Source organism: Kiloniellales bacterium, from assembly GCA_030064845.1.
Taxonomy (GTDB): Bacteria; Pseudomonadota; Alphaproteobacteria; order Kiloniellales; family JAKSDN01; genus JASJEC01.
Genome location: JASJEC010000012.1, coordinates 69,584 through 85,371, shown reverse-complemented (window position 1 = coordinate 85,371; position 15,788 = coordinate 69,584). Strand labels below are relative to the sequence as shown.

The following is a 15,788-nucleotide window of genomic DNA, read 5'->3' as shown; positions in this document are numbered from 1 at the left end:
CTTCTTGTCGTCGTAGAGGCTGGAGTTCGGGAAGACCTGCATGCAGGCCCGGCCGTTCATCTCCTCGTTGACCCGCTTCTCGAGCAGCGAGGCGGCGATGCCCTTGGGGTGCTTGTCGGTGTTGGTGACGTGGCTGAACTTGATAACGATCTCGCCGTCGTCACAGGTCGCATAGGCGGGCGCGGACAACAGCAGAACTGCGCTCGCGGCACCCGCGAGCAGTGTTTTGGTGCGCATAGAAAGACCTCCCGTTAGGTTCGGCCGGTCCCGACGCGGGCGCGACGGTCCCCAGCATTCCGGTAGAGCCGATTTCGGCTTCGTGCCCCTGACACTACCCAAACTCCCCCGGAAGCGCCCCAAAAACCTTGAGGTAGATCAATATTCCTGCGCCAAGCATGCGGCACTGGGCGCTCAAGGCCGCTCCCACCTCTCGGGAAAGCCTTGATCCACGCCGCGATCACTTGGTCACGGGCCTCGAGGTAGAGGTGGCCGGTCTCGAAGAAAGGCGCTCTACGAGTCGGGCAGATACGGCGGCGAGCTGCCGCCGTAGCGCAGCAGTCCGGCCCCGTGCCTCCTTAGCCAGGCCTTCGACTTGGGCACGTCGGCGGTCAGCCGGTCGACCAGGCGCCAGAACTCGCGGCTGTGGTCCATGTGGACCAGATGGGCCACTTCGTGGGCGACCACGTAGTCGAGCACGGACTCGGGGGCGAGGATCAGGCGCCAGGAGAAATTGATGCGGCCGTCCCGGCTGCAGCTGCCCCAGCGGCTCTGGGTGTCGCGCAGGCTGACCCGTGCGATCCGGCGTCCGACTCGCCGGGACTTCTGCCGTGCGCGGTCGCCGAGTTCGGCGCGCGCCTCCTTCTTGAGGTAGTCGCCGACCCGGCGCGGCAGGTGCTCGGCCGAGCCGGCGACGCAGAGCGCCTCGGCCTCGCGCCAGACCGCGCCGCGCGCGGTCGGCCGATGCTCGATCCTATGCGGCCGGCCGAGCAGAGGGATCACCGCACCGTCGGCGAAGGGGACCCGTGGCGGGAGAGAGCCGAGCTGGTGCAGAATCCAGGTCGAGCGGCGGCGCGCGAAATCCAGTCCTTCGCGCAGCGGCACGCCCCTCGGCAATACGAGATGAAAGCGGCCCGAGGCCGGGTCGAGGCGCAGCGTGAGGCGCCGGGCCCGCGCGTGCCGCTTGACCGCTAGCGGCACCGGCTCTCCGTCCAACTCCAATATCTTGAGGTTCGAAGCCTCTTCGGCCATGGATATGGTATAAGCCGGGTCCGCGGCGGGAGCAACCTATCCCGCCGCCTCGCGCGCCAGCAGCGCCTCCTTGCGCTGCACGCCCCAGCGGTAGTTGCCGACCGCCCCGTCGCCGCGCACCACGCGGTGGCAGGGCACGATGAGCGCCACGGGATTGGTCGCGCAGGCCCGGCCGACCGCCCGGCGGGCGGCGGGATTGCCGATGGCCCGGGCAACCTCGGAGTAGCTGCGGGTCTCACCGGGCGGAATCGCGATCAGCTCCTGCCAGACCCGGCGCTGAAAGGCCGTGGCCTGGACGTCGAGCGGCAGGTCCAGGTGAGGAGTCTCGCCGTCGAGATAGGCGACCAGCAGCTCCAGGGCGGGGCCGATCGTCTCGCTGTCGCGGGTCAGCGCGTTCGCCGCCGGAAACTCCCGTTTCAGGTTCGCCACCAAGGTCTCGTCGTCCGCATCGAGGCTGACGAAGCAGATGCCCTTCTCGGTCGCGGCGACCAGCAGCCGGCCCAGCGGCGAATCGACGATGTCGTAGACGATCTCGGCGCCCCTCCCGCCCTTGGCGTAGGACGCCGGCGTCATGCCGAGCTGCCAGCGCGCGCCTTCGTAGACTCGGCTGGACGAGCCGTAGCCGGCTTCATAGGTCGCGCCCGCAATCGAGTCCCCGTGCCTGAGACCGCTGCGAAAACGCGCCGCCCTCCTGGCGTCGGCGTAGTCGCGCGGGCTGACGCCGGTGGCCTTCTTGAAGACCCGTTGCAGGTGCCAGGGGCTGGCCCCCAGTTCCTCGGCCAGCGCGGCCAGGGTCACGGGCTCGCCCACGCGTTCCTCGATCAGCTCGCACGCGCGCCGCACCAGGTCGAGCTGTCGCCCGGATTTCGCGTCCCTGTCGCTCCGCCGGGCCGTGGGGTTGCCGGTCATTCCGCCCTCGGGCATGATCTTTGCTCCTTCGATGATAGATCCTGTCCCATAAGGCCTCAAAGGCCGAAGGCTCTCTATCCGAAGCTTGCGCGGCCCCCGGCGGCATAAGGAGGGGCTGTCATAGAACGATCTTGTGGCGCTGTTAACTTACGCCCGTGGTGGTCCTTGAGGGCCGCCGAGGCCTATTCCTTGGGAGGACCAGACGATGAGAATGCGTGGATTGGGAGCGATCCTGGCCACCGCCGTGACCTTCGCGGCCGGGACGGCCTCGGCCCAGACAGAGATTCAATGGTGGCACGCCATGGGCGGCGCGCTGGGCGAGCGGGTCAACGAGATCGCCGAGAACTTCAACCAGTCACAAAGCGACTACAAGCTGGTGGCTTCGTTCAAGGGCAGCTATCCCGAGACCATGACCGCGGGCATCGCGGCTTTCCGCTCCGGTGAGCAGCCGCACATACTGCAGGTCTTCGAGGTCGGCACGGCCACCATGATGGGCGCCGAGGGCGCCATCAAACCGGTCTACGAGCTCATGGCCGAAGCCGGTGTTCCCTTCGATCCCAAATCCTATCTGGGAGCCGTCGCCGGCTACTACACGACCACCGACGGCAAGATGCTGTCGATGCCCTTCAACAGTTCCACACCGGTGCTCTACTACAACAAGGAGGCCTTCAAGAAGGCCGGGCTGGATCCCAGCAAGCCGCCCGAGACCTGGCCGGAGGTCGGCGAGTACGCCAAGAAGATCGTGGCCGCGGGCTATCCCTGCGGCTTCAGCACTGCGTGGCAGTCCTGGATCCATCTGGAGAACTTCAGCGCCTGGCACAACATCCCCTTCGGCACCAAGGAGAACGGCTTTGCCGGTGCCGATACGGAGTTCCGGTTCAACAGCCCGACCCACGTCAAGCACATCCAGCAGATGGCCGATTGGCAGAAGGACAAGATCTTCGTCTATGGCGGCCGGCGCAATCTCGGGAATGCCAAGTTCACCAGCGGCGAATGCGGCATGTACACGGAGTCCTCGGCCGGCTATGCCGGATTCAAGGCCGGCGCCAAGTTCGAGTTCGGCACCGCGAACCTGCCCTACTGGCCCGACGTCGCGGGCGCACCGCAAAACACGATCATCGGCGGTTCGAGCCTCTGGGTCATGGGCGGACACTCCGACGCGGACTACAAGGGCGTGGCCACCTTCTTCAATTTCCTCTCTCTGCCGGTGGTCCAAGCCTATTGGCACGCCAACACCGGCTACGTGCCGATCACGACGACGGCCTACGATCTGATGCAGAAGCTCAAGTTCTACGAAGACAACCCCGGACGCGACATCCCGATCCTACAAATGGGCTCCAAGGCGCCGACCGGGAACTCGAAGGGCCTGCGCTTCGGCAACTTCGTTCAGGTTCGCGGCATCATCTACGAAGAGCTGGAAGCCATCTGGGCCGGCCAGAAGACCGCCCAGCAAGGCCTGGACGATGCCGTTGCCCGCGGCAACGCCCAACTGCGTAAGTTCGAGAAAAGCGTGAACTAGCCTTGCGGCCGCCCCGCCCGCGAATCGGCGGGCGGGGCGGCTCTCACCTATCGAACCCGCCATGGAAAAGCGCGTCGTATTCGGGAAGTCGGCGCTTCCCTACCTGCTGGTGGCGCCGCAGATCGCGATCACCTTGATCTTTTTCATTTGGCCCGCATCGCAGGCGCTCTATCAGTCGGTGCTGCGCGAGGATGCCTTCGGCCTCAGCACGGAATTCGTTTGGTTCGAGAACTTCCGCGACTTGTTTCAAGACCCGACCTATCTCCAGTCCTTGCAGGTGACGGCGGTCTTCAGTTTCTCCGTGGCTTTCCTGGCAATGGTCTCCGCGCTCTATCTGGCCGTCCAAGCCGACCGGGTGATCCGCGGCGCGATGGCCTACAAGACCCTTCTGATCTGGCCTTATGCCGTGGCGCCGGCCGTGGCCGGCGTTCTCTGGCTGTTTCTCTTCAACCCCAACCTCGGCATCATCGTCTACCTGCTTAACCAAATGGGCTATGGCTGGAATCACGCCCTTAATGGCGAGCAAGCCCTCTTCCTCGTCATCGTTTCCGCGGCCTGGAAACAGATCTCCTACAACTTCCTTTTCTTCCTGGCCGGCCTGCAGGCGATTCCCAAGTCCCTGATCGAGGCGGCGGCGATCGATGGCGCCGGGCCGGCGCGGCGCTTCTGGACCATCGTCTTTCCGCTTCTGACGCCGACCACCTTCTTCCTGATCGTCATCAACGTCGTCTATGCCTTCTTCGATACCTTCGGGATCATTCACCAGGTCACCGAGGGTGGTCCGGCCGGGGCCACCAACATCCTGGTCTACAAGGTGTTCCACGATGGGTTTCTGGGTCTGGACCTGGGCGGCTCGGCCGCGCAGTCGGTGGTCCTGATGATCATCGTGATTGCGCTCACGATCGTGCAGTTCCGCTACATCGAGAGAAGAGTGCACTATTGATGGTCACGAACAGCAGTTGGATCACCTATCTGACCCACGCGGTGCTGCTCTTGGGCGTGGCGCTGGTCGCCTTTCCAATCTATGTCGCCTTCGTCGCCTCGACCCATGAGCTCGAGGCCCTTCTGGTCAGCCCCATGCCGCTGCTGCCGGGTGGCTCGCTGGTCAAGAACTACGACATCGCCATGACGCAAGGGGCCAAGGCGGTGGGCACCCCGGTCTGGGTCATGATGTTCAACAGCCTCGTCATGGCGCTCGGCATTACCACCGGCAAGATCCTGATTTCTTTGCTCGCGGCCTTCGCCATTGTCTACTTTCGCTTCCGCTTCCGACTGTTCTTCTTCTGGCTGATCTTCATCACTCTGATGCTGCCGGTCGAGGTGCGCATCCTGCCGACCTTCAAGGTGGTCGCCGACCTCGGGATGCTGAACAGCTATCCGGGCCTCATCATTCCCTTGATCGCCTCGGCCACGGCCACCTTCATGTTCCGTCAGGTCTTCCTCGCGGTTCCCGACGAGTTGGCCGAAGCGGCACGGATCGACGGTGCCGGCCCGCTGCGCTTCTTCTGGGACATCCTGATCCCCTTGTCGCGCACCAACATCGCGGCCCTTTTCGTGATCCTGTTCATCTACGGCTGGGTCCAATACCTCTGGCCCTTGCTGATCACGACCGATGAGGGGCTCTATACCATCCTGATCGGCATCAACCGCATGCTGGCCGTCGGCGATGCCCAGGCCGAGTGGCAGATCATCATGGCGACCACCATGTTGGCGATGTTGCCGCCGGTCATGGTCGTCATCTTCATGCAGAGGCTGTTCGTGAAGGGCCTGGTGGAAACCGAGAAATGACCGAGCTGGATCAGCGCGCGGCAAGAGGTGGATGATGGCAGGGGTCGCGCTTGCCGGCGTCCGAAAGGTCTACCCCAACGGCTTCAAGGCGATTCACGGCGTCGATATCGACATCGCGGACGGCGAGTTCGTCGTGCTGGTCGGCCCGTCGGGCTGCGGAAAGTCGACCCTGCTCAGGATGATCGCCGGGTTGGAGAGCATTTCAGAAGGAACGATCTCCATCGACGGCCGGATCGTGAACCAGCTCGAACCGGCGGAGCGCGACATCGCCATGGTGTTCCAGAACTACGCGCTCTATCCCCACATGTCGGTCTTCGACAACATGGCCTACGGCCTCAAGATCCGGCGCCTGCCCAGAGGCGAGATCGAGCAGCGGGTCAAGAAGGCGGCGCAGATCCTCGAGCTGACCGAGGACCTGCTCCAGCGCAAACCGCGCCAGCTCTCCGGCGGGCAGCGCCAAAGGGTGGCCATGGGGCGCGCGCTTGTGCGCGAGCCGAGCGCCTTCCTGTTCGACGAGCCGCTGTCCAACCTCGACGCCAAGCTGCGCGTCCAGATGCGTATCGAGATCAAGCGGCTGCAGGCCGACCTGGGGATCACCAGCGTCTACGTTACCCACGACCAGGTCGAGGCCATGACCCTGGGCCACCGCCTGCTGGTACTCAACGAGGGGCGGGTGGAGCAGTTGGGCAGCCCCATGGAGCTCTATAAGCGGCCGGCCTCGACCTTCGTTGCGGGCTTTATCGGCTCGCCCGCCATGAACCTGATGGCCGCCCGCATAGCGGACGACGGGACGGCCGTAGAGCTGCCCGGAGGCGACCGCCTACCCCTGGCCGCTCCGGCACGGCTCAAGGGGCGCGAGATCACCCTCGGCATTCGCCCCGAGCATTTTTTTCTGACCGAGGAGGACCGCGGTCTGGCTCGTCTGAAGGCCGACGTGGTCGAGCAGCTGGGCGCCGATACCCTGGTTCACGGCCACTTCGGCACCGATCGGAAGACGCTGACCGCGCGCTTCGACGGGCTTTTTTCCGCCAAACCCGGGGACCTTTTGCCGCTCTCCGTCGAGCCCGCGCGCCTGCACATCTTCGATCCCGGCTCGGGCCAGCGGCTCGAGGTTTAGAGCCGATCGTGTCTTGACGGAAACGCTTCGCGGTTCCGGTCCGTGCTCCATTAACTGCCCGCCTGCCCGCCCAGGTACCGGCGCAGCCCGGCGGCGATCTCGTCGGCCTGCGCGGTATGGCCGAAATGGCTCAGGTAGGCGCCGTCCGGCCCCATCAGATAGATCAGGGACGTGTGGTCCATCAGGTAGTCGCCGCCGCCGTCGTCGTAGCGGGTATAGTAGACCCGGTAGGCCTTGGCGGCGCCCGCGACCTGTTCGGCCGTGCCGGTCAGGGCCACGAGGTCCTCGTGGAAGCTCGACGCGTAGGCCGCCATGGTCTCGACCGTGTCGCGCTCCGGATCGACGGTGATGAAGATCGGCGCGACTTTCACCGCAGCCTCCGGGTCGGTCTCGGCCAGCAGATCGAGGCCCTGCGTCATGGAGAGGAGCGACGTCGGGCAGATGTCCGGGCAATAGGTGTAGCCGAAGTAGATCAGCATGAAGCGGCCGCGAAAATCGGCCGCGCTGCGCGGCTGGCCGTTCTGGTCGACCAGTTCGAAGGGCCCGCCGACCAGCGCCGTGCCCTGGCTGCTGGTCGGCCCGGTGACGGCAACCGCCGGACCGCCCCGCTGCGACCAGAGCCAGCCGCCGACGCCGGCGGCCAGGACGCTCAGTCCGAGAAAGAAAACGATAAGGGCACGGGCGAGCGCGGACTGCGGCATCGGGCGGCTCCGAGGGGGGAAAACTTTTCTACGCCGGGGATATAGGCCCAGTGAGGCGGCCCCGCCAGTGCGCCGACCGCTTCTTTCGCGGCTGCGCGAGAACGTGATCGACGCCTAGAGCAGATCCGGGTTTGTCGGGTCTGCTCTAGCGGGGCAGCGCCCGGCGCAGGTCGTCGGCCTTGGGGTTGGCCACCTTGCCGTGGAGGATGATGTCGCTCGGCGTCACCTCCTGGCCATAGAACTGCTGGTTCAGGGAGTCGCGCGGAACGATAAAGGCGCCTTCCAGGGCGCCGCCGCCGAACAGCCCGACCGCCGTGGAGAAGGCGTAGACGTCGAGGCCCAGGTTGCTCGTGGTCGAGGTCTCGATGCCACCGCCGACCACGCCAACGGCGACGCTGGCGTCAGCGCCGAGCTTGAATTTCTCGTTCAGGAGGCCGCGCACCGCCTCCTCGTTCATCACGGTGAGGACGATCTGCGACAGCTGGCCGCCGATCTGCAGGCCCACGCTGCCCGACGCCAAGGTAAAGAAAGCCGGCTGTCCCCAGGCGCCGGTCTGGTCCTTGGCGAGCAGCACACCGGTGCCGCCCTCGCCGCCCAGGATGAACCCGCCCTTGAACACGTCGGGGAAGATCAGCACGCCGCTGGCTTCCTTCAGATAGAGCGGGAGCTCTTGTTCCAGGTTTGGGTTCTCCAGCAGATCCTCGAGCGTCCAACGCGACTTGTAGATGAGCTGCTCGGCCTGCTCCTCGGCCGACGCCGTGAAGCATCCGGTAAGGCCGGTCGTGACCGCCAGGAGCGCGGCGCAGAGCCGGCGTCGCGACGGCCGCGCCAGACCGCCCGGACTAGTCGCCTGCTGTGGTTCCACAATCATCGCGCGATCATAGTCCCGTCGGCGGTGTTGATCCATGACGAACTTGCGGCTGCCGTCACGGCGCGGACGCCACTTGGTTGACCCGGACGACGCGCCAGGACTCCGCTTCATCCCCGGCACCGCTCCAGCTCGGTCCCGCGATGTGATCCAGGCGGGTCAGCGAGCAGTTGTCGATGCTCAGCGCGAGCGCCGACTCCGGCTCGAGGCCGAGGGCCTGAGCCAGGGCGGCGCGGATCGTGCCGCCGTGCGCGACCGCGACGATGTCCCGGCCCCTGTGCGAGGCGTTGAGGCGCTCAACCGCCAGCGACACCCGCTCAGCCAGCTGGGCGAAGGACTCGCCGCCCGGCGGCGCCATGGTCGCCGGCATGAGCCAGAAACGGTGCCACGCGCCGTCGCGCCGATCGGCCAGCTCCTGGTGGGTCAGCCCCTGCCAATCGCCGAAGTGCTGCTCCATCAGCTCGGCCTCGACCAGCGGCTCGACCCGGGCGCGCCGCTCTTCCTCCCAGTGCGCACGAATCGCCGACGCGGTCTGGCGCGTGCGCTGCAGCGGCGTTTCCAGCCAGACCGCTTCCTCGGGCATCCAGGCGGCGAGCTGGCGGAACACCGCGGTGTCACCGCAATCGGCGGGCAGGTCTCTCTGGCCGTAGATCCGCCCACCGGAGTCGACCGGCGCGTGACGAATCCACCACCACCGCGTTGTCGCCGTCACAGCGACCCCGCCACGACGAGAAGCACCGTGATCTCCGCCATCTGCTGCACCGCTCCCAAGACATCCCCCGTATAGCCGCCGATCATGCGCCGCGCCAGCCAGACTATCGCGCCCGCGGCGGCCGCTGCGAGCAGCAGCGCGAGCAACGCGTCGGACAGGCCGAGGGCGAGGAGCGCGAGGAGCCCGCCGAGCGCGAGCGCGATACCGGCGTCGCGCGGCGAGGGATCGCCAGCGTCCGCCGCCAGACCCTCGGTCGAGGCCGTCGGCGTGAAGGCCATGACCGGCGCCAAGAGCGCGCGGGAAACGGCGTGGGCAGCGACCAACGCCGCCAACCCCGACCCGCCGGCGGCGGCGAGCGCAGCCGCCCGCAGCAGGATCGAGAGGAAGAGGCTGGCCGCGCCGAAGGTGCCGAGCCGGGAGTCGCGCATGATCGCGCGCTTGGCTTCGGCGTCCCGCCCGCCGCCGAAGCCGTCGGCGACGTCGGCCAGACCGTCCTCGTGCAAGGCGCCGGTCGCCAGCATGGTGACGGCGACCGCGAGCAGTCCGGCCACCAGAGGAGGCAGACCGAAATCCAGGGCGAGACCGTAAGCGAGGCCGCCCGCGAGACCGACCAGCAGGCCGACCAGGGGCGCCAGGCGCATTGCGCGGCCGATCGCCGTCGGTTGCAGATCTCCCGTCACCCTGACCGGGAGCCGGGTCAGAAAAACGGTCGCGACCTTGAGGTCCCGAATGGCGTCGTCGAACCAGGGGCTTGCCATGACGAGCGTTACGCTAGGGAGTGAATGGGGCTGGCCACCGGCCCAGGGTTATAGGACAGTTGCCCCGAGGCGCAAGAGAACAAGAACCCGAGGGGCGGGAAAAAGCCATGACCGATCAGAAGCTTGCGGCGAACTTCGACGAGATTCGCGACCTGCTGGGCCGCCTGCCCGAGCGCGACGAGACGGCCGAGGCAGCGGTCGAGGCGCGCCAGGCGGAGCTGACCAAGCCGCCGGGCTCGCTCGGCCGGCTGGAGACCCTGGTGATCTGGCTGGCGGCCTGGCAGCGGCGGGTCGAGCCTCGGGTCGAGCGCCCGCATACGGCGGTCTTCGCCGGGAACCACGGGGTGGCGGACCGCGGCGTCTCGGCCTATCCAGCCGCGGTGACCGAACAGATGGTCAAGAACTTCATCGACGGCGGCGCCGCGGTCAACCAGCTCTGCGCCCTGGTCGACGGCGACCTGCGGGTCTACGAGATGGCGCTCCACGAGCCGACGCGCGACTTCGCGGCGGAGCCGGCGATGAGCGAGGAAGACTGCGTCACGGCCATGTGCTACGGCATGATGGCGGTCGAACCGGGCCTCGACATCCTCGCGGTCGGCGAGATGGGCATTGCCAACACGACCAGCGCGGCGGCGATCTGTCACGCGCTCTACGGCGGCGCGGCCGCAGATTGGGTCGGGCGCGGCACGGGGATCGACGATGCGCGGCTGCAGAGAAAGATCGCCACGGTCGAGCAGGCGGTCGCCCTGCACGCCGCCGGCGCCGATCAGCCCTTCGAGGTGCTCCGCTGCCTGGGCGGCCGGGAGATCGCCGCGATCAGCGGGGCGATTATCGCCGCGCGCATGGCCGGGATCCCGGTCCTGATCGATGGCTTCGCCGCGACCGCGGCCGCGGCCGTGCTGCACGCCGCGGCCGGCCACGCCCTGGACCACTGCCAGGTCGCCCACCTGTCGGCCGAACCGGGACACCGGGGCCTGGTCGAGAAGATTGGCAAGCGCGCCATCCTGGACCTCGACATGCGGCTGGGCGAGGCCACCGGCGCGACTCTGGCCATCCTGATCCTGAAGGCCGCGGTCGCCTGCCACAACGGCATGGCGACCTTCGCGGAGGCCGGCGTGAGCGGGCCGTCCGGCCCGAGCTGAAGCCGAAGCGCGCCCTAGCCGGAGGGCTCAGGCAGCGGCCGGCCCGGCCAGCAGCTGGTCGACCATGAAGCCCTGGAAGGCGTGAATATTGAGGGCGCGGCCGAACTCGATCGCCGCCTCGTTGTCGCAGCGGTTCATGATCATGCGCTCGGGCGATTGACGCTTGACCGCCTCCCGCAGCTTCGCCAGCCGATGACTTTCTTCCTCGCTGATCATGCTGTCTTCCCATTTCAGCTTGACCAGATCGAAGCCCATGCTCTCGCGGTCGATGTAGGGCAGGGTCAGGCGGGTCACCCCTTCCAGGCAGAGCTTGTAGCCGCGCCCCTTCAAGAGCTCACGCGCGAAGAGGAAGCTCTCGAAGTCCGCCATCACGTCGAAGAGCTGAAGTTCGATGATCAGGGATTGGCGGCGGGAGTCGCCGAGCTGGGAGTCGAAGTCGAGAAATTCCGGTTGGGTCAGGGTCTTGATGTTGAGGTTGACGCTGATCAGGTTCGAGAGCGTCGCGTCGTCGTTCTTGGCCAGGGCCCGGAGGACGCAGCGGTCAATGTAGAGCGTCAGCTCGTTGAACAGCCATCGGCTCGCGGTCAGATCGCAGCTGGGCAGGAGGGTCGTCCGCAGGTCGTCGATCGAAACGAAGACCTCGTGATAAAGGACCTTTGGCGGCGCATTCCTTGCCAGCGCGCAGACCGGCTGGCGCCGCATCTTGGTCGAGAGGTCGGCCTGATCGATCGCTTCGATGACCAGCGCGAGGCTCTTGGGATCGAGCGGCACGAGCGCCTTTTTCGGCTCTTCGGGCGGCTTGGGCGCGCCCTCACCGGACTTGAGCGACTCTTCGTGCCCCTTGCGGCCCTCGACGGCCTTGCTCGCCATCGACAGAAAGCTCGGGTAGTCGCGTTCGATGTCGAACCAGGTGCAGAACTCGGCGCCGGCGCTCTCGTGACCGGCCAGCAGCGGGTCGTCGCTGAAGAGGTAGCGCAGGCGCAGTATGCAGTCGTCGATCTCCGAGACCTTTGCGCCCTGGAGCACCACCACGAGGTCTCCGTTGTAGATGCGGAACAGGGCGCCGTTAAAGGTCTTGATCAGGGCCTCGAAGGTCGTGGCGGCGACCCTGAGATGGTGTGTCTGGCGATTGTGCTTCTGGAGCCGGGAAATGTGGATGTAGACAGCGCGGCGCCCTTCGCGGAAGCGCGCGAGGCGTTCCGCGTAATCGAGAAGGACTTCTTCCTCAGAAGACGGTACGTTCGCGAACTGGGAAAGCATTGTTAACGTTCTGGGAAACGCTGCCGGGCATCAATTGGTCCTTTAATGCTAGTTTGTTTGTCTTGCTCAAGGGTTAAGTGTCTATGAAGGGATTGATTTCCATCGTGTTGCGTCACATCCTGCGGTTCCCATGACGGTTACGGCCGCATCCCAGCCGCGGAGCGGCGCGCGGCGCGCGGCCCGAACACCCGACGGGTCCAGGATCTACGCCATCGGCGATATCCACGGCCGATCGGATCTCCTGCGCGCCCTGCACCAAAAGATTCTCGCCGACGCCGACGCGTCGAGAGCGACACGCCGGCTGGTCGTCTATCTCGGCGACTACATCGACCGGGGCTCGGATTCACGCGGCGTGATCGATCTCCTGATCGAAGGGCCGCCACCCGGTTTCGCCGCGGTCTACCTGATCGGCAACCACGAGGAGTTTCTGCTCCGCTCCCTGGAGGACGAGTCGGCGATCCGGCCGTGGCTGATGAACGGCGGCCAGGAAACCTGCCTCAGCTACGGCATCGATCTCCGGTGGGGCCGGCTCCAAGAGCAGCTCACGGCGGAGATTCCTGCGGCGCACCGGAGCTTCTTCGAGAGGCTCAGCTACAGCCATTCGGAGGGCGACTACTTCTTCGCGCACGCGGGCATCCGGCCGGGCGTGCCGCTCGACGAACAGCAGCCGCAGGACCTGCTCTGGATCCGCGAGCCCTTCCTGAGCAGCGAGGCCGACCACGGCAAGGTCGTGGTGCACGGCCATACCCCGACCGGCGCCCCGGTTCTAAGGCACAACCGCATCGGCGTCGACACGGGCGCCTGCTACGGCGGCGCCTTGACCGCGCTCGCGCTCGAAGAGGACCGCCGGGCCGTCCTCCAGGTCTGAAACAGTCCGCGCTAAACTTAGGATGTAGAGCGGCTTCACATATTTAGTTGGCAACCACGAAGTGGTTCCATCTAAACATGATCCGCTCTAGGGCCTGTTGACACTCACGGCGCGCTCCTGGCGGGAGCGAATTTGCGCCGGGGCCAGGAGCGGGAGGCGCCGTGGGGTGGGGCCCCACAAGACCTTCCGCGACGCCGCCCCGGCGCAAACGCGCCCCGTCCCGAAGGGATCCGGCGAAATCGGCCCGCTGCCGCGTTGCTCCCAGAGACTGAGACTGGGGTCGAATATGCTCGGCATGTCCTTCCTCCTCGCGCCTAACAGCAGGCCGATTTCACTCGGACCAGGAGCGCGACGTGAGTGTCAACAGGCCCTAGCGCTCAGGTGTCTCGGGACGCCGTTTCGGCGCGCAGCTCCCACCAGCTCACCAGGCACTGATAGACGCCGGGCTCGGCCACGCCGTCGAGCAGGAACTCGGCCCGGATCTTGGTCCGCGCGATAAGCCGCGGCACTTCCCACTGGTTGGCCAAATCCTGTTCCATCCAGTCGCAGGGGTGGAGGCTCTGATAGCGCACGAAGGTGGCAATCGACGCGGCAACGGTGAGGGCGACGATGAGCAAGGCGTATCGCATGTCCGTCATCTCCGCGGTGTCGGCCGAACACCGGCTTTCGGCATTGCGGCAGGCGGGCTCACACGACGCAGGTTCCGATAAAACGTCACGGCCTTCAAGACCTCTAGAGCAGATCCGGGTTTGACGGAATTGCCAGAGGCGATCCACCAAACCCGGTGAATCCGCCTTAACAAATTGATGTCGAGCGGATCCGGCCAGCTTCGCACGCACCGGGTGCCGGCCCTAACGCGGATCGAGATGCCGGCTCAGGCGTTCTGCGGCGACCAGGCCGAAACTGAGGCTGAGTGCCTTGCGCCGCGCCGCGTTGAGTCTGCGCTCGGGCGCCTCGCGCAGGATCGCCGCCTCGTAGCCGTCGGCGACCATGAGGCCACAATCGCCGGGCAGTACCTCCCGTGGAAACCCTGTGGGCACCGCGAAGTAGAAGCGGTCGCAGTAGGCCAGGTATTCCGGCCACTTCCTGTCGCCGCGGAAGTCCTCAACGCTGGTCTTGATCTCGACGATGGTCGTCCGGCCGGCCCGATCGAAGCCGATCAGGTCCACCCGGCGCCCAGAACCCAGGGTGAACTCGGTCAGGGTCACTACGCCGAGATCGGATAGGGTACGCGCGACACCGCGCGCCAAGGCGAGCGCGGTGCTTCGCCCGGTCAAGGTGGTCTCGCGCGGCTCGCCTTGTTGCCCTGTAGTCATCTCGGTCTCGACACGCGGGTTCCCGAGCGAAAATCATAGGATGATTCGCGGCCCCGCGGGTATCCCGAGATCGAAGTGCCGGCAGCCGGCGCGCGGTCCTCAGATCTGCAGAAAGCCCAGCAGCTCGGTTCCGGCCCGCCCGAGGGTCTCGGCGTGGTCGACCAGGTAGAGCGCGCCAAGCAACATCACCAGGGCCCAGGGTATCCATCCCCCGGTCTTCGCTCTCCGCTTTCCCGGCTCTGCCCTTCGGATCAGGTTCCTGTGCTCCCGGCCCATGAAGAGCGCCGCGTAGTAGCGGGCGCCGCCCAGCGAGAAGCTTCGGCGAAAGTCGATCGCATGCCGCCGGATCCGCCTGAGATCGAGCATGACCTCGAGCGCGCGCAGCTGGTCCGCGTCGAAGGATCGTGCCACGCTCGGGTCGACCCGGCTGAGGCAGGCCTCGAGCGCGCTCTCTGCTCTGAGGCGGTCGCCGCCTCCGGTATCCTGCGTGCCTTGCCATGCAACGTCGCTCGCCATGGCGGCTCCCGCCGCCGCGGCCGTCCGCTTGATGCGGTCTTCGGTCAGCCTTCCTGGCATGCCGTCCCCCTGTTCCCCGTCAACGCGCCCCGTTACTCCGGGCGTCGGGCGCTATTTTAGCGCGCGGGCGGAAGGAGACAAGAAATACTCTGTTAATTCAATCTGTTAATGATATCTCCGCGGCGGCGCTGAGAAGGCACCTGTGCGAGGTCCTCGGCGATGCGCTCCAGATCGAGCGCCAACTGCCGCAGTTCGTCGTTGGCGGCCGCGTCGTCGGTCTCCAGGGAACGGACAAAGCTCGCCGCCAGGGCGACGTCCCTGGCGGTCTGGCCGCGGTTCCGACCGCCGCGTCTGGTCCGGGTCACGATCTTTCCCCAGATACTCAAGCCTGAGCTCCTCTTGCAGTGGCGAGACCGCGTGGAATCGCGGGCGCACAGTCCCCTCGGCTCCGACGACAGGGACTCCAGGTTCCAGACGCTAGTGCCAAAATCTTTACAGTGTATTAACCTTGACGTTGAGCAGCCCAAGCCGAACGGTCGGGCGCTCGCCACGTTCTCGGAGGCCGAAAGCTCGCCATGACCTGGCCCCTCGTATCTGTCGAGACCGACCCGGCCCGGCCCGCGCACGACACGACCCCCGGGGCGCGCTAGCATGTTCTCGAAGGCGGAGAAGCAGGAGCTCGACTGGGTGGCGCAGATCGAATCCCTGCGCCGGACGGTCGAAGAAGGCCGAGGCCTCTCGGTCATCGGCGCCCAGGACTTCGTGGTCGGCGACATAGATACCCCGGGCACGCTCCAGGTCTTCGGCCGGGTCAAGGGCGACATTCGAGGGCATACCGTGGTGGTCGAGCCTGGCAGTCAAGTGGAGGGCGGCATCACGGCGCAGCGCACCTTGATCTGCGGCCAGGTGACCGGCCAGATCTGCGCCACGGAAGTCGGCATCGAGGGCACGGCCGTGGTCGTCGGCAGCATTATCCATCATCATCTGGCAATCGAACCGGGCGCACTGCTGGAAGGGCGCCGTCCCTGGCGCCCACGCGCCGACTTTGACTGAACCGCAAGAAACT

19 protein-coding genes are annotated in these 15,788 nt (G+C 66.3%); 7 read left to right on the top strand and 12 right to left on the bottom strand.

Features of this window, described 5'->3' with window-relative positions; all coding sequences use genetic code 11:
• From QNJ67_06990 to QNJ67_06980, 3 genes are all read right to left on the bottom strand, one after another.
• On the bottom strand, window positions 1-237 hold a 237-nt coding region (locus QNJ67_06990), incomplete at its 3' end, for a C4-dicarboxylate ABC transporter (GenBank protein MDJ0608706.1).
• 273 nt (window positions 238-510) lie between these two features.
• A complete protein-coding gene (locus QNJ67_06985; GenBank protein ID MDJ0608705.1) occupies window positions 511-1,212 on the bottom strand; it encodes a SprT family zinc-dependent metalloprotease in 702 nt (233 codons plus the stop codon).
• Between the two features lie 72 nt (window positions 1,213-1,284).
• Window positions 1,285-2,172, bottom strand: coding sequence for a methylated-DNA--[protein]-cysteine S-methyltransferase (locus tag QNJ67_06980; protein MDJ0608704.1), 888 nt, complete (start codon window positions 2,170-2,172; stop codon window positions 1,285-1,287).
• Between the two features lie 190 nt (window positions 2,173-2,362).
• Between QNJ67_06980 and ugpB the strand changes: the two genes are divergently transcribed.
• From ugpB to QNJ67_06960, 4 genes are all read left to right on the top strand, one after another.
• The gene (gene ugpB, locus QNJ67_06975) at window positions 2,363-3,676 is read left to right on the top strand and encodes a sn-glycerol-3-phosphate ABC transporter substrate-binding protein UgpB (GenBank protein MDJ0608703.1); all 1,314 of its coding nucleotides are present in this window, start codon (window positions 2,363-2,365) and stop codon (window positions 3,674-3,676) included.
• Between the two features lie 61 nt (window positions 3,677-3,737).
• The gene (gene ugpA, locus QNJ67_06970) at window positions 3,738-4,619 is read left to right on the top strand and encodes a sn-glycerol-3-phosphate ABC transporter permease UgpA (protein ID MDJ0608702.1); all 882 of its coding nucleotides are present in this window, start codon (window positions 3,738-3,740) and stop codon (window positions 4,617-4,619) included.
• Window positions 4,619-5,464, top strand: coding sequence for a sn-glycerol-3-phosphate ABC transporter permease UgpE (gene ugpE / locus QNJ67_06965; GenBank protein MDJ0608701.1), 846 nt, complete (start codon window positions 4,619-4,621; stop codon window positions 5,462-5,464). The genes ugpA and ugpE overlap by 1 nt, the downstream gene beginning before the upstream one ends.
• Window positions 5,465-5,498: 34 nt before the next feature.
• Window positions 5,499-6,581 (top strand): sn-glycerol-3-phosphate import ATP-binding protein UgpC, encoded by a 1,083-nt coding sequence (locus tag QNJ67_06960; GenBank protein MDJ0608700.1) that lies wholly within the window; start codon window positions 5,499-5,501, stop codon window positions 6,579-6,581.
• Window positions 6,582-6,631: 50 nt separating this feature from the next.
• Here QNJ67_06960 and QNJ67_06955 read toward each other — a convergent pair whose 3' ends face one another.
• The 4 genes from QNJ67_06955 to QNJ67_06940 all read right to left on the bottom strand — a co-directional run bounded on the left by QNJ67_06955 (window position 6,632) and on the right by QNJ67_06940 (window position 9,620).
• Window positions 6,632-7,282 carry an SCO family protein gene (locus QNJ67_06955; GenBank protein ID MDJ0608699.1) on the bottom strand — a complete coding sequence of 217 codons (651 nt, stop codon included), beginning with the start codon at window positions 7,280-7,282 and terminating at the stop codon, window positions 6,632-6,634.
• 145 nt (window positions 7,283-7,427) lie between these two features.
• Window positions 7,428-8,153, bottom strand: a complete 726-nt coding sequence (locus QNJ67_06950) for a lipid-binding SYLF domain-containing protein (protein MDJ0608698.1) — start codon at window positions 8,151-8,153, stop codon at window positions 7,428-7,430.
• 55 nt (window positions 8,154-8,208) lie between these two features.
• Window positions 8,209-8,862: a histidine phosphatase family protein gene (locus QNJ67_06945; protein MDJ0608697.1), complete on the bottom strand. Its 654-nt coding sequence runs from the start codon at window positions 8,860-8,862 to the stop codon at window positions 8,209-8,211.
• A complete protein-coding gene (locus QNJ67_06940) occupies window positions 8,859-9,620 on the bottom strand; it encodes an adenosylcobinamide-GDP ribazoletransferase (protein ID MDJ0608696.1) in 762 nt (253 codons plus the stop codon). Before QNJ67_06940 ends, QNJ67_06945 begins: the two co-directional genes overlap by 4 nt.
• Window positions 9,621-9,727: 107 nt before the next feature.
• On the opposite strand from QNJ67_06940, the gene cobT reads away from it, so the two are divergent.
• Window positions 9,728-10,762 (top strand): nicotinate-nucleotide--dimethylbenzimidazole phosphoribosyltransferase, encoded by a 1,035-nt coding sequence (cobT, locus tag QNJ67_06935; protein ID MDJ0608695.1) that lies wholly within the window; start codon window positions 9,728-9,730, stop codon window positions 10,760-10,762.
• A 27-nt stretch (window positions 10,763-10,789) separates the two neighbouring features.
• On the opposite strand, the gene QNJ67_06930 is transcribed toward cobT, so the two are convergent.
• On the bottom strand, window positions 10,790-12,022 hold the full coding sequence (locus QNJ67_06930; GenBank protein ID MDJ0608694.1) for a hypothetical protein: 1,233 nt from the start codon (window positions 12,020-12,022) through the stop codon (window positions 10,790-10,792).
• A gap of 130 nt (window positions 12,023-12,152) precedes the next feature.
• Between QNJ67_06930 and QNJ67_06925 the strand changes: the two genes are divergently transcribed.
• The gene (locus tag QNJ67_06925) at window positions 12,153-12,890 is read left to right on the top strand and encodes a metallophosphoesterase family protein (GenBank protein MDJ0608693.1); all 738 of its coding nucleotides are present in this window, start codon (window positions 12,153-12,155) and stop codon (window positions 12,888-12,890) included.
• Window positions 12,891-13,267: 377 nt separating this feature from the next.
• Here QNJ67_06925 and QNJ67_06920 read toward each other — a convergent pair whose 3' ends face one another.
• The 4 genes from QNJ67_06920 to QNJ67_06905 all read right to left on the bottom strand — a co-directional run bounded on the left by QNJ67_06920 (window position 13,268) and on the right by QNJ67_06905 (window position 15,108).
• Window positions 13,268-13,519 carry a hypothetical protein gene (locus tag QNJ67_06920; GenBank protein ID MDJ0608692.1) on the bottom strand — a complete coding sequence of 84 codons (252 nt, stop codon included), beginning with the start codon at window positions 13,517-13,519 and terminating at the stop codon, window positions 13,268-13,270.
• A gap of 222 nt (window positions 13,520-13,741) precedes the next feature.
• Window positions 13,742-14,206, bottom strand: coding sequence for an MmcB family DNA repair protein (locus tag QNJ67_06915; GenBank protein MDJ0608691.1), 465 nt, complete (start codon window positions 14,204-14,206; stop codon window positions 13,742-13,744).
• Window positions 14,207-14,305: 99 nt separating this feature from the next.
• Window positions 14,306-14,782, bottom strand: coding sequence for a hypothetical protein (locus QNJ67_06910; GenBank protein ID MDJ0608690.1), 477 nt, complete (start codon window positions 14,780-14,782; stop codon window positions 14,306-14,308).
• 92 nt (window positions 14,783-14,874) lie between these two features.
• A complete protein-coding gene (locus QNJ67_06905; protein MDJ0608689.1) occupies window positions 14,875-15,108 on the bottom strand; it encodes a hypothetical protein in 234 nt (77 codons plus the stop codon).
• A gap of 265 nt (window positions 15,109-15,373) precedes the next feature.
• On the opposite strand from QNJ67_06905, the gene QNJ67_06900 reads away from it, so the two are divergent.
• Entirely contained in the window at window positions 15,374-15,775 is a 402-nt protein-coding gene (locus QNJ67_06900) for a polymer-forming cytoskeletal protein (GenBank protein MDJ0608688.1), read from the top strand.
• The last annotated feature ends 13 nt before the right edge of the window (window positions 15,776-15,788 follow it).

Bases quoted from the DNA above. Each gene is read 5' to 3' on its own strand.
- QNJ67_06980 (MDJ0608704.1), bottom strand. From the start codon at position 2,172: ATGCCCGAGGGCGGAATGACCGGCAACCCCACGGCCCGGCGGAGCGAC.
- ugpB (MDJ0608703.1), top strand. From the start codon at position 2,363: ATGAGAATGCGTGGATTGGGAGCGATCCTGGCCACCGCCGTGACCTTC.
- ugpA (MDJ0608702.1), top strand. From the start codon at position 3,738: ATGGAAAAGCGCGTCGTATTCGGGAAGTCGGCGCTTCCCTACCTGCTG.
- ugpE (MDJ0608701.1), top strand. From the start codon at position 4,619: ATGGTCACGAACAGCAGTTGGATCACCTATCTGACCCACGCGGTGCTG.
- QNJ67_06960 (MDJ0608700.1), top strand. From the start codon at position 5,499: ATGGCAGGGGTCGCGCTTGCCGGCGTCCGAAAGGTCTACCCCAACGGC.
- QNJ67_06955 (MDJ0608699.1), bottom strand. From the start codon at position 7,282: ATGCCGCAGTCCGCGCTCGCCCGTGCCCTTATCGTTTTCTTTCTCGGA.
- QNJ67_06950 (MDJ0608698.1), bottom strand. From the start codon at position 8,153: ATGATTGTGGAACCACAGCAGGCGACTAGTCCGGGCGGTCTGGCGCGG.
- QNJ67_06940 (MDJ0608696.1), bottom strand. From the start codon at position 9,620: ATGGCAAGCCCCTGGTTCGACGACGCCATTCGGGACCTCAAGGTCGCG.
- cobT (MDJ0608695.1), top strand. From the start codon at position 9,728: ATGACCGATCAGAAGCTTGCGGCGAACTTCGACGAGATTCGCGACCTG.
- QNJ67_06930 (MDJ0608694.1), bottom strand. From the start codon at position 12,022: ATGCTTTCCCAGTTCGCGAACGTACCGTCTTCTGAGGAAGAAGTCCTT.
- QNJ67_06925 (MDJ0608693.1), top strand. From the start codon at position 12,153: ATGACGGTTACGGCCGCATCCCAGCCGCGGAGCGGCGCGCGGCGCGCG.
- QNJ67_06920 (MDJ0608692.1), bottom strand. From the start codon at position 13,519: ATGCGATACGCCTTGCTCATCGTCGCCCTCACCGTTGCCGCGTCGATT.
- QNJ67_06915 (MDJ0608691.1), bottom strand. From the start codon at position 14,206: ATGACTACAGGGCAACAAGGCGAGCCGCGCGAGACCACCTTGACCGGG.
- QNJ67_06910 (MDJ0608690.1), bottom strand. From the start codon at position 14,782: ATGCCAGGAAGGCTGACCGAAGACCGCATCAAGCGGACGGCCGCGGCG.
- QNJ67_06900 (MDJ0608688.1), top strand. From the start codon at position 15,374: ATGTTCTCGAAGGCGGAGAAGCAGGAGCTCGACTGGGTGGCGCAGATC.